Annotated in this window: 9 protein-coding genes; 1 reads left to right on the top strand and 8 read right to left on the bottom strand. The window is 43.1% G+C overall.

From position 1 onward, the window contains the following. Positions 1–117: 117 nt before the first annotated feature. Entirely contained in the window at positions 118–876 is a 759-nt protein-coding gene (locus WC715_03650) for a helix-turn-helix domain-containing protein (GenBank protein MFA6171512.1), read from the bottom strand. Positions 877–1,494: 618 nt separating this feature from the next. Here WC715_03650 and WC715_03645 point away from each other — a divergent pair. After that, positions 1,495–2,229, top strand: a complete 735-nt coding sequence (locus WC715_03645; GenBank protein ID MFA6171511.1) for a hypothetical protein — start codon at positions 1,495–1,497, stop codon at positions 2,227–2,229. A gap of 85 nt (positions 2,230–2,314) precedes the next feature. On the opposite strand, the gene WC715_03640 is transcribed toward WC715_03645, so the two are convergent. The 7 genes from WC715_03640 to WC715_03610 all read right to left on the bottom strand — a co-directional run bounded on the left by WC715_03640 (position 2,315) and on the right by WC715_03610 (position 11,499). Then, on the bottom strand, positions 2,315–3,634 hold the full coding sequence (locus tag WC715_03640) for a S1 RNA-binding domain-containing protein (GenBank protein ID MFA6171510.1): 1,320 nt from the start codon (positions 3,632–3,634) through the stop codon (positions 2,315–2,317). A 264-nt stretch (positions 3,635–3,898) separates the two neighbouring features. After that, complete coding sequence (locus WC715_03635; protein ID MFA6171509.1) at positions 3,899–4,903, bottom strand: hypothetical protein; 1,005 nt, start codon at positions 4,901–4,903, stop codon at positions 3,899–3,901. A 172-nt stretch (positions 4,904–5,075) separates the two neighbouring features. Continuing rightward, positions 5,076–7,730: a DNA gyrase subunit A gene (gene gyrA, locus WC715_03630; GenBank protein ID MFA6171508.1), complete on the bottom strand. Its 2,655-nt coding sequence runs from the start codon at positions 7,728–7,730 to the stop codon at positions 5,076–5,078. A 67-nt stretch (positions 7,731–7,797) separates the two neighbouring features. Continuing rightward, positions 7,798–8,385 carry a hypothetical protein gene (locus WC715_03625; protein ID MFA6171507.1) on the bottom strand — a complete coding sequence of 196 codons (588 nt, stop codon included), beginning with the start codon at positions 8,383–8,385 and terminating at the stop codon, positions 7,798–7,800. Between the two features lie 96 nt (positions 8,386–8,481). Beyond that, complete coding sequence (locus WC715_03620; protein MFA6171506.1) at positions 8,482–9,129, bottom strand: MBL fold metallo-hydrolase; 648 nt, start codon at positions 9,127–9,129, stop codon at positions 8,482–8,484. A 130-nt stretch (positions 9,130–9,259) separates the two neighbouring features. After that, positions 9,260–9,448 (bottom strand): hypothetical protein, encoded by a 189-nt coding sequence (locus tag WC715_03615; protein ID MFA6171505.1) that lies wholly within the window; start codon positions 9,446–9,448, stop codon positions 9,260–9,262. Positions 9,449–9,468: 20 nt separating this feature from the next. Further along, entirely contained in the window at positions 9,469–11,499 is a 2,031-nt protein-coding gene (locus WC715_03610; GenBank protein ID MFA6171504.1) for a hypothetical protein, read from the bottom strand. Positions 11,500–11,549: the final 50 nt, after the last annotated feature.

The raw sequence follows: 11,549 nt of genomic DNA, 5'->3' as shown, positions 1-11,549 counted from the left end.
CCTAAGATTAAATTATTTTTAAATCAAAGCAATTATACAATCTTTAATTATAAAAAACAAGTGTCGGCAAAAGCTCCTTTAATAGATAAGAGTTTCCGCCAGCTACAGTTTGAGGCCCTATATCGAGGCAGCCGATCTCCAGGCCATTTCAAACATGTTCCGGTAGCCGTTCGCGATTTCCGCGCTTTCAATGACCACGGCGTAAAAGTCCCTTTTGATTGAAAGCAATGCCACTTTATTGTCAAAAATAACGTTATCCACATTAAAGAATAGCAGTTCGGGCCGGAGCGCCTTTACCTTAATCCGGGGATCATTATAAGAGTTTTGGATTTTGGCGTAATCTTTATCAACTTTAATATTATTGATAATGTCCCGGATGCCGCCAAAATCAGAGTTGGTTTTTCGCACCTCTAGCATCTTATAATAATACTCGGTGAATTCTTCTTTCATATCCTTAGCCGACCCATACCAAAGCGTTTCTTTTTTGCTGGCTAAGGCCTCTTTATAGATTTTCTTGATTCCCTCTTTTCCCTCGTAAAATGTTACCCGCGGTTTTTCGCTTTGTTTCAGATAATCGCTTTTAAGCAAGGGGATTATTTTTTCAATTTCCTTTTTTTTGTCATCAATCAGCGCTACCAGCTTTTCCGGGTCTTCGGCTAAATAATAGCGCTTCTTCCCCTTAACAATCGGCCGTACCAAACCTTTGGCAACCAGGCTTTCTATAGCCAGGTATACCGTGCTTCTTTTAATCTCCGTCGCCTGGGAGATTTTTAGTATCGAGCCCAGCCCAGTTTTAAGCATAGACAAATAAACCTCGGCTTCTTTTTGATCAAGGCCGTAGTTCAAAAGTATTTGCTGGCAATTTTCCCTGTCCATATTTAGCTTATCATTATAATAAATCAGCTCATCGCCATAATAAGCATAGCTAACTTACCTAAAAATGTCAACATTTCTGACATTTTTTTGTTTATTATAAAATATATATAGCTAATATTAAGTAAATGCTATCCAATAATTGAAAATATAATAATTATGTAATGACAGAAAAATGGTATTCTGAAATAATAAAATATTCGGGAATGGAACAAATGATCCTTGCAACTGTGCGAAAGGGAGAGGAAGAATGCATACTAACAATGACTTAGACGATATTACCGGTGTTGCCATCGGCTGGGCAATAATAATGTTTTTTGCCGGTCTAGCCATGACAGCGATTGGTTTCATCGTTGTCGGGCCACTCATTATGATAATGGCGGCAAGTATCTTTAAGTCGGAGCGACAAGCATTGCCTCGAAAACAATGATCTGCTCATTATACCAGAGAGGAGGTTTGCTGTGCTTGCCTCTTCTCCCTATCTTATCTTACAAAGTCATGCAAAATGAGATAGGGAGAAAAAAATGAGACTAGCAATATATTTTATAGCTAGTTATAGAAACCTTGTCTTTTTTGTTGTATAATCTAGCTAGCAACATATTAATCAATTATTACACTCTTATGACAACACCCGACCAAGAATTAACCAAGAATAAAGCCGAACAAGTGAATCCATCTCCAGACAGACCCGTTGAGCCGGCGGAATCGCTTATGGATAAAAGAGCCAACGAAGACAGCCAACAGTTAAACAAACTATACAGAGAATTGTCGCCTGAACAAAAAAATCAGTTTCCGCAAGCCCAAGAAAAAGCAGCAGAAATTCTACAAAATTTGATTAAAGGAGATCTAGTCTACGACGGCCTGACTCATGAAGAATCGTCCGTATTGAAAAAAGTTCGCGAAGCATATATAAAATTTGAAAAGTCAACCCCGGGCGAAAATTTTGTATGCAAGTTTGGCAACCCCTTAGATCAAAAAATTTACGATAATCTTTTCCAAAAAATCGCTTTTGAAGAATTGCTGTCTGGCCAAAAAATAGCTGATAATAATAAAGCTAATGCTATCCGTGAAGATATTGGCATCCCTAAACAAGAAGCTAAAACTCCAGCCCCGACAGCAAAAATAGAAACTCCTGCTAATTCAACCGCGGAACAGGTCAAAGCGGCCTTTGAAGCATTGGGCGGCGGGGTCAGAGCTGGCGTTATAGAAAAAGTCTTAGACTATGATAAAAGAATAAGGGCGGCTCTAGCAGGAAAGCCGATTAAGCCCGGAGATACTTTTGAAGGGCTAAAGAAAGATTTTAGGTTTTTTACAAGGCAAGAATGGGCTGAAGATTTCGATATTAAAAAAATTTGAGAAGGAAAGGAATAATAAAGTGTAGCCGCTACCAAAAACCGCCCCTTTTATTGAGGCGGTTTTTTTATCAACTCCTATAGGAGTCTTAATCTTTGGCTTTCTTGATCTCTTTTTTAGCCCTAGGCTTCTTTGCCGTGTCCTTTTCGCCGTCAGCTTTAGTGGGTTCTGATTTTTCTTTTTCGTCCTTAGCTGGCTTTTCCGCTTTAGCCTTTGGGGCTCGCTTAGCCTTTTTCGGCTCGGCGTCCGGCTCCCCACTCTTTTCAGTATCAGCCGTGGCTTCGGCTTTAGAAGATTTCTTCTTCTTGACCTCTTTGCCTTCGTCAGCCTTTACCGCTAACCCAAGCCTGTGTTCTTTGGGTTCCATGGAGATAATTACAAAGTCCCTCGCCTCCCCTTCTTTATAGACTTCGTTTATTTTCTGGGTCGGGGCAAGATTAAGCTGGTTGATATGAGCTAAGCCGTGAATGTCTTCATCCAAAGCGACAAACAGGCCGAACGGATTAACCTTGAGGATTTTTCCTTTGACGGTTTGTTCCACCTTGTACCTTCCTTCCACTTCGTCCCAAGGATTTTTCATTAGCTTCTTGGCGGACAAGAAAATCTTCGATCCGCTCATGGAAATAATCTCCGCCTTGATTATGTCGCCGACTTTATAGAGGGAGGACGGATTATCAATCCTTTGCCAGGCCAGTTCGGAGATATGGATTAGGCCTTCAAGATTTTCCCCGAACTTGATAAAAATGCCGAAATCAGTTACAGCGGTTATCGTTCCTTCAATCACCGAGCCAATCTGGTACTGGCCGATAATATCCTTTCTCCGCTCAAGCCAGGCGTCCTTTTCCGAGAAAATAATTTTATTCTCCTTTTCGTCCAATGTAATAAGTTTTACTTCCAGTTCTTTTCCGACAAAAGACCTTAGCTTGTCCAAAATTTTACTCTTGTCTCCGCCCTCAACCCGCGGATAATTTTCCGGGGAAAGCTGGGACACGGGCAAAAATCCGTTTATTTGCCTAAAGGATGCCAAGAGTCCGCCTTTATTAGCCGCCAGAATCTTTACCTTAATATTAGTTCTTTCGGCTAAACCGTCCCTTAAAATCTGCCAGGCTTTTTCCTCGCCTGCGTGCCGGAAGGACAATTCCATTTCGCCATTCTCGTTTTCTTCTTCGATTACGGTCGCTTCGGTCGTATCGCCGGACTTTAGGGTTGAATACTCTTCGGCTTCGTTATATAATTCGCGGCCGCGGACTACGCCGGTCATAATGCCGTCGATGTCCAGGCGCACTTCAGCTTTGGAAGCCGAAACTACGGCGCCGGTTACGATATCCCCGACTTTGGGAACCTTAATCGGATTTTCTTCCAAAAGTTCTTTAAATTCATCCGTTTTTGATTTTTTTTCTTCGCTCATAAATTTCGGTGTCCGTACGCGTTGCGCGAACCGGCCCTAAACCTTTTATAAAGTATCTGATGATATTTTAAAATAAAAAAAGGCTTCTTAACCCCCGATTTTCAGGAAGTTCTCCGTCTGCCATCCGGAGATTAAATTAAAGGCATATTTTTCCGCCCTTTCTTGGCGGATTGTTAATTTCCTTTATTATACATGAAAACTCCAATAAATCAAGAGAGAGCGGTTTGGCGCTCTCTCTTTTAAATAACTCTTTGGTACAGCCCTTTACTGCCCGCATCCGGCGGCGGCGCCAGAATCACTAGCCGTACCGGCTCCAAAACCGGCCGACGGAGAAGCTGAATCAAGTTTTTCAGAACAAGCTCCCGGCGTTTTATTAAAGGCCGAACAAATTGCCGCCATCAAATCAGATGCCGATCGGCCCGATTGGATTTCGGTTCCGTTGACTACCAGAGTCGGCGATCCGCCTACGTTGTACTTTTGGTTATCGGCGGCAAAAACGTCAAACGGGGGATAACTGCCCTTATAATCCGTTTTGTCGGCAAATTTCTTCATAACCTGGAATTGCTTGTCAGTCGCGCTTACACAGCTTGATAATTTACCCGAATCGATTTTAACCTCCTTTATGCAGGCGGCTCCGTCACCCGATTTGGTAAAGCATTTTAAATAGGCCATGAGTTTGCCCGGATCATTTTTAGCTATGCAGGTTTGGTTTAATTCTTCTTTTAACTCATTTTCCCCGTGCATGGCATAATCGCAGAATTTCAATTTAAAATCAATTTTATTTCCGAGTTTTTCCACAACCGGAATAATCCCCTTTTCAATCTGCAATCCGTACGGGCAATGGCTCATGACAAAAAGCTCAACCACTGGCTTGTCGGTTTTTGGGGCGTTGGTTGGCGCCGGCTCGTTATTTTTCTGGGCGGTATCGCCGGTACTATCAGGGGCGGGCGGGGTAGTGGATTCTTCAATAGCCATTGATTGCGGGAAAAAAGTTTTTCCGTCTTTGGTAATATAGGAGTCGACAGTCTGTCCGTTGCCTATATTTACTTTAAGCTTATATAGTCCGTTTTCTTCGGTAACGCTATCGACGGTAGCCTTGCTCCCTTGCATCAGGTTGTCGTTAATGTATTTCTCGGCTTTGGCTTTGGCCTCGTCGGGCTTCAAATTCTTTTTGGCGCTGGCTAAATTTAGGCTGCAGCCGGCTAAAACCAGGATTAGCGCCAAGGCTAGTCCGGAAAGCTTCCCCCACTTGATCATTTTTCCTTTCATAAATTTTATCCCCTCCTAAAAATAATGAGTTAATTAAAGTATGATTAATAAAGTTATAACAATAGCCAAAGAGATAATCAAGAATGAGAATATCTTTAAAAATGAAGTGCCTAAATTTTTTTCATCAACTAGCGGCATATTTTAATTATTAATCGGCGTTTACCGATTAAAGCTAGGCCCAGGTGGTTGAAGCCACTTTATCATCTTTTTCCTTAAAGCGCATCAAGCGCACTCCCTGGGTGTCCCGGCCAAGCTTTGGGACAGTTTTGAATGGCAGCCGGATGACTTGACCCTGGGCGGTAATAATTATTAAATCCTTGTCCGCCATTTTCTCTTTGTCCACCATAAAGGCGTTAATAATGCTTCCGGTTTTCGAAGTCACTTTGGCGGTTTTAATTCCTGATCCGCCGCGGCCCTGAACTTTAAATAGATCCAAGGCGGATGATTTACCGTAACCATTCTCCATTACGGTCAAAACCTGGTATTTTTTCATCTTTTCTTTATCAGTCCTTATTATCCCCATGCCAACGACCCAGTCGCCTTTTTTCAGACGGATGCCGAAAACCCCCGAAGCGCCCCGGCCCATATCGCGCACATCGGTTTCCTTAAAGCGGATGGCCTGGCCGCGGGCGGTAATCAATTGGATCTGATCGGTCCCGCCGGTCGGCTTGGCCCAAATCAGCTTGTCATCTTCTTTAATCTTAATAGCAATCAGCCCTGAACGCCGGACATTGGAAAAGGCCGAAAGCTCCACTTTTTTTACCAGTCCTTTTTCAGTGGCGAAAAACAGGAACTTATAATTAGCAATTTTTGACAAAGGCAAAATTGAAGTTACCCCTTCCGAGCCTTCCAGCTGTAAAAAATTAACAATGGCTTGACCTTTGGCGGTCCGGGCGGCCTGGGGGATTTCATAGGCTTTCAATTGGAATACCCGGCCTTTGGTGGTAAAAAACAGTAAATCGTTATGGGTGTTAGTCGTAAGCATAAATTCAACCATGTCCTCCTCTTTAGTCGTCAAACCGATTACGCCTTTGCCTCCCCGGGCCTGGGATTTAAACGTGTCCGGCGCCATGCGCTTAATATAGCCGTCGCGGGTCATCATAACGACCGCTTCCTCGTCCGGCACAAGGTCTTCCATTTTAAATTCTTTTATGTCTCCGGCTACAATAGTAGTACGCCGTTCATCGCGGAAATCCTCATCAATTCCTTTTAATTCGTCTTTTATTATTCCTAAAATTTTCTTTTTGGATTTTAAAAGCTCTTCCAATTCTTTGATGATCTTGGTTTTTTCCTTAAGCTCGGTTTCGATTCTCAATCTCTCAAGGTTAGCTAAAGTCGCCAGCTTCATTTCAAGGATGGCTATCGCCTGGCGCTCGGACAGTTTAAACCGCTTAATTAAATTAACTTTAGCCTCTTCCCGGTCTTTTGACTTCTTAATCGTTTTTATAACCTCGTCGATTTTTGCCAAGGCGATCATCAAGCCTTCTAAAATATGAGCGCGTTCGCGGGCTTTTTTTAGTTCATGCTCGGCCCGGCGCCGGACAACTATTTCCCGATGTTTTATATATTCCTCCAGAATCATCTTTAAGGTCAAAACTTTCGGCTGGATGCCGTCCACTAGAGCCAGCATATTGACGTGGAAAGTCTCCTGCAATTGGGTCATCTTATAGAGATTGTTTAAAATCTTTTTCGGGTAAGCGTCTTTTTTTAATTCAATGACAATCCGGACGCCGTCCTTGTCCGATTCGTCGCGCAAATCTCTAATGCCGTCGATTTTTTTGTCTTTTACTAAGTCAGCGATTTTTTCGACTAAATTGGCTTTGTTGACCTGGAAAGGAATTTCGGAAATAATAATTTGAAATCCGCCGGCCTTGGCTTCGATAATTTCCGCCCGGCCGCGCGCGACTATGCCGCCTTTGCCGGTGGCATAAGCCTGCAAAATATCCTGCTTATTATAGATGATTCCGCCAGTCGGAAAATCCGGGCCTTTCACGAATTTCATTAAGTCCTCGACGTCGGCGTCCGGATTGTCGATTAAATAGGTAATGCCGTCAATCAGCTCGCCCAGGTTGTGGGGAGGAATATTGGTCGCCATGCCGACGGCGATGCCCATAGCGCCGTTCATTAGAAGGTTCGGCAATTTGGCTGGAAGGACCCGGGGCTCTTTTTGCGAGCCGTCGTAGTTCGGGACAAAATCCACCGTATCCTTATCAATATCGAATAAAATTTCTTCAGCGATTTTGGCCAATTTAGCTTCGGTATATCTCATCGCCGCCGCTCTGTCGCCATCCATTGAGCCGAAGTTTCCCTGGCCGCGGACGAGCATGTAGCGCATGGAAAAGTCCTGCGCCATCCGGACCATAGAATCATAAACCGCCGAATCGCCGTGCGGATGGTATTTGCCTAAAACTTCGCCGACGACGGTAGCTGATTTCCTGAACTTGGCATTAGCCCGGAGCCCCAAATTCCACATGGCATACAAAATCCGCCGGTGCACCGGCTTTAAGCCGTCCCGGACGTCGGGCAGGGCGCGGGCAACAATTACGGTCATGGCGTAGTCCAGATAGGATATTTCCATTTCCTTGACAATTGATCTTGGCTCAATCATGCCAAAGGCGGTGGAAACTTTTTTATCCCGGATAATCGGAACTCCGGACCTAGACCCGCCTTCCTTTTCCAAAACCGCAATTTCATCTTGCAAAGCCGCGGCTTTGTTTTTGCCCTTTGCTTCGTTTTCTATCTTTTCAAATTCAGCCGGTTTTTTTGGTTTTTCGTCCTTGGCGCCGGATTCTTGCGCCCCTTTTTTCTTTTTAATATCTTTTGGCATAATTATTTTTCTGTTTAAGCTCTCTTTTTGTCCTCCATCTAAAAACTTAACTTTTTACTGCACCCGCCTACTTTAATTTTTGCTCCAGCTCATCAATTCTTTTCTTTAGCTCTTTTAAATCAGCTTGCCCGGCCTCGTCCGGGCTTGAGGTGGCAACGGCGCTTGTCTCCTCTTTCGGCAAAGTAGCAGGAGTAGAACTTGCGGTTGGCGCGCTATTTTCGAGCGAAGAAGGAGAAGTCGATGCCATCTCGCTGGCTTTTTTTATCTCCTCAAAGCCTTTTTTCGCTTCTTCCATTGACTTGCTTACGTCATTTGATATCGCGTTCCAGTCAAAATTACTTTGCGAGCTGGAAGAAACCTGAAAAACCGACCGGATGTTAAAAAACCAAACGACAACTATTACCAGCATAAAAAAAGACACTCCGCTCCACATCACCAGCCGTTTGCTTCTCTCCACCTTTTCGTAATTCTCAGTCTCATTTTGGAAATTTTCGGCTTCTTTCTCCCGCAAATTCACCAGGCGCTCTTCATTTTCCCGCTCGGCTTTCTTTTTTACATTAATCAGATTTACTTTAATAAAGCTTTTTTTCGGCTTCCCCGGCTCGCGTTTTGATTTAGCGGCCTTTTTTTCTCCCTCTTTTTTCCTCCTTGGCATAATAAATTGTTAAATTGAAAATTGGCAATTTTCAAGCCCCCATCCAGCCCTCTTGGGCAGACTTTTCATACCAAAAGTAAAAACAGGTAGCGGAAGCTAAACTTTTAAAATAACCAGTTCCATATCGTCCTGGGGCAAATCTTTTTTCCCGACTTTCAGCTTCTCTTCATAGCGCGGCTTAATCCCCAAGCCTTTGACGAATTTATCCACTCCTTCAATATCCTTGATGTTTGATTCAGGAGTGCGGTAATGCATGGGGATTACAATCCGCGGCTCAATCAAATTAATTACTTCAATGGCCTTATTCGCGTCCAGCGTATACTTTCCTCCAACCGGTATCATTAATATATCGCACTTGGCGATTTTCTCCCTCTGTTTATCGGTCAAGACCTGCCCGAGATCGCCTAAATGCACGATGGCGATGCCGTCCATCTCGATCCAATAGATAATATTTCCGCCACGCTCGGCCCCTTCTTTATCGTCATGATAGGCATCAATCCCTTCAATCGAAACTCCTTTGGCGTCATACTCGCCGGCCGATTTGATTACAAACGGTTTTCCGCGCAAGGCTTCAATATTGCTATGGTCATGATGGTCATGCGACACGGTAACAATATCAGCTTCAATATGCGGGACTTTATAGCCGGTTTCCTTATCAAAAGGATCGGTAACGATAGTGATCGCGTCCGAAGTGGTTTTATCTTGGATTTTAAAACAAGAGTGCCCCAGCCAGGTTATGTACATAAGTCCGATTTTATGCCTTAAAAATTATATGGAAAAGTATAAATTATCAATAAAAAAGCAGGTAAATACCCTACTTTAAATATAGCAAATCAGGCAGGATTGTCAATCGAAAAGAGACTGGTTCTTTCGCTCATTTCACCCGAGATTTTATTATCTGCCTGGCGGTTTTTATATTCCTTATATCTCTTTTTAGCATTGCCCTGCCAAACTTTAAATCCGCCGCCGCCAGCCGAGCTTTTATGCTTTTTACCGCCCCTAAAGCCTTTTTCGCTTCCTTCTCCAAATCTTTGAGAATTTTTTTATCTTTAGCTTCTGTCATAAAAAATTATTCCAATAATGTTAACTCTTTTTTTCCTCTCTTAGCCTTTTAATTAAATTTACTACATCCCTTTCAGCTTCATGCTTACTCTTTCTCATCTTACCTCCTCTTTTCATATTAAATTTAATCAAACGGTTTTTCGCGTCCTCTTCGCTCATAACTGTATCATAGCCAAAATCCCCATCCTTATCGGCAAAGGAATCGTTCCTTGCCTGCCTATCCTTGGGATTTTTGATGTTGGTTATTTTAAACATCTGAAACCATTCTTTTATCGGCCTGGGCTTTAGCGGTCCTGCTTCTAATTTTTTCCCCTCCCCTGCTCTTACATTCTCTCCCTCTTGACCTCCCACACTTTCTTCGTTTTGGCTGGTCTTTTTTTCACCAGCCGGTTCTTTGCCACCCCCGGTCTGTTTAGTTTCACCCGATTCAGATGACGGTGGTGTTTGTTTTTTTTCTCCAGCTTCTATGTCTTCATCTTCCTGCCATCCTTCAGTTGTTTTTCCACCTTTTTCGCCGGACTTTTTTTCCTCTCCGCCCTTGCCCTCTTCCGCCTCTTTGCCAAAAACTTTTTCTCTAAATTCGTCGAACTTTCTTTTTCTTTCTTCTTTATCCAACTTTTTCTTTTCGTCCTCTTCTTTTTTCAATTCCTCATCGGTCTTTCCGATCTTATTTATCTCCGCCACTACCTTATCAATTTCAGCCTTATTGGCTTTTACCGCGTCCAGCCTCATCTTCGTTTTGGCCATATCTTCTACAACCTGCTCCAAGCTCCACCTAAGCTCTTTTAATTTATTATTTATTTCAGCATTAAGCGCCAGATCTTTCGAGGTTGTCAACACAGCCTCATATTTTCCGATTGATGAAGTGAGCTGGTCTTTTTCTTTAGAGGCAGTTTCATAAACGCCGGTATAATCTTCCAAAGCAACCTTTAAATCCTCTTGTTCTTCAATATACGAATCCCTTATCCGGCCGATTTTGCTTTCAAGCGCCCTTTTTGCCGCTTCCACTTCTTTTACCAGCTGCTCATTACTTTGAGCCGCTCTAGTTTCCGCTTCAGCTATGGATTTCGCGGACAGGCCGTCATCACCAAGCTCTCTTACGGCCTTTAAACTTTTTTCCGAATCAGCTTTATGTTGAGTTAGAGCTTCTTTTTGCGCTCTTAATTGGACTCCAACGGTTAATTTGGCTGTCTCTAATTCTTCTTTTATTATCCTTTTGGCGGCTTCGCCTACTTTTTCTGATACCGAACCAATTCCAAGCTTTTCTGCGGCAAAAATTTTTAATCTTTCCATCGGACCAGCTTTAGATTTTATTGTTTCCACGTCTGAACCATACACCTTTTTGGCCGCCGCCTCAACGCCGCGATGGGGGCTGTCAGCATAAATTTTCGACTCATCCAAAATATTAGTCTGATCTTTACTTAAAATATCCGCCCTCTGCATTCTGCTTCCCTTGTCAAACTCCCTTTCCTCATATCCTCTTTCTTTTTTTCTCAACCTTTTCCCTCCCGTCCTCTCGGCATAAGTTTTCCCGCTCCTATCCTCTTTATTATCTTCAGTTGCGTCAATCTCGCCCAAATGCACGACCTCTTTATTTTCAGGATCATATTCTCTAGTCTCATCAATTAAATCTTCTTCGCCCGGCTCTTTTTCCGCCCGCGCATAATCTTCTTCCGCTTTATCCATGTCTTCGGCAGTCAATCCTTCCGAGGAATCATAAATAACCCCTTCTTTAATCTGCCTTTTTAAAGCTTCTTCAGGAGATTCAGATGTTCCCAAAACTATTTCCCCGTCTGCGCCGGTAACTCCAGGTCCTTCAGCCGCTCCCTGGTTTTTTGGCTGATTTCGTTTTTTCGAAGGCTTTTTAAATATTTCTTCATTATCTTTTATAACTTTCGGATCTATTTTTCCTAATACGGCATCATTCATCATCGCATGGAACTGATCGTCGGTTACTTCTGACAAAACTTTCTCATCAGGAGTCAGTTCATTCCCAACTCCGCCTTTTTCTTCAATCGGTGGCTTTCCCCCTTTTTCTTGTTCATTGGCCATATGTTTTGATTATTGAATAATGACTATATTTAGTATACGTTTTTTATGCA

The organism is Patescibacteria group bacterium (assembly GCA_041661505.1).
Classification (GTDB): domain Bacteria; phylum Patescibacteriota; class Patescibacteriia; order Patescibacteriales; family JBAZCA01; genus JBAZCA01.
The sequence above is the reverse complement of the archived record's forward strand: the minus strand, read 5'-3'. Positions and strand labels throughout refer to the sequence as shown.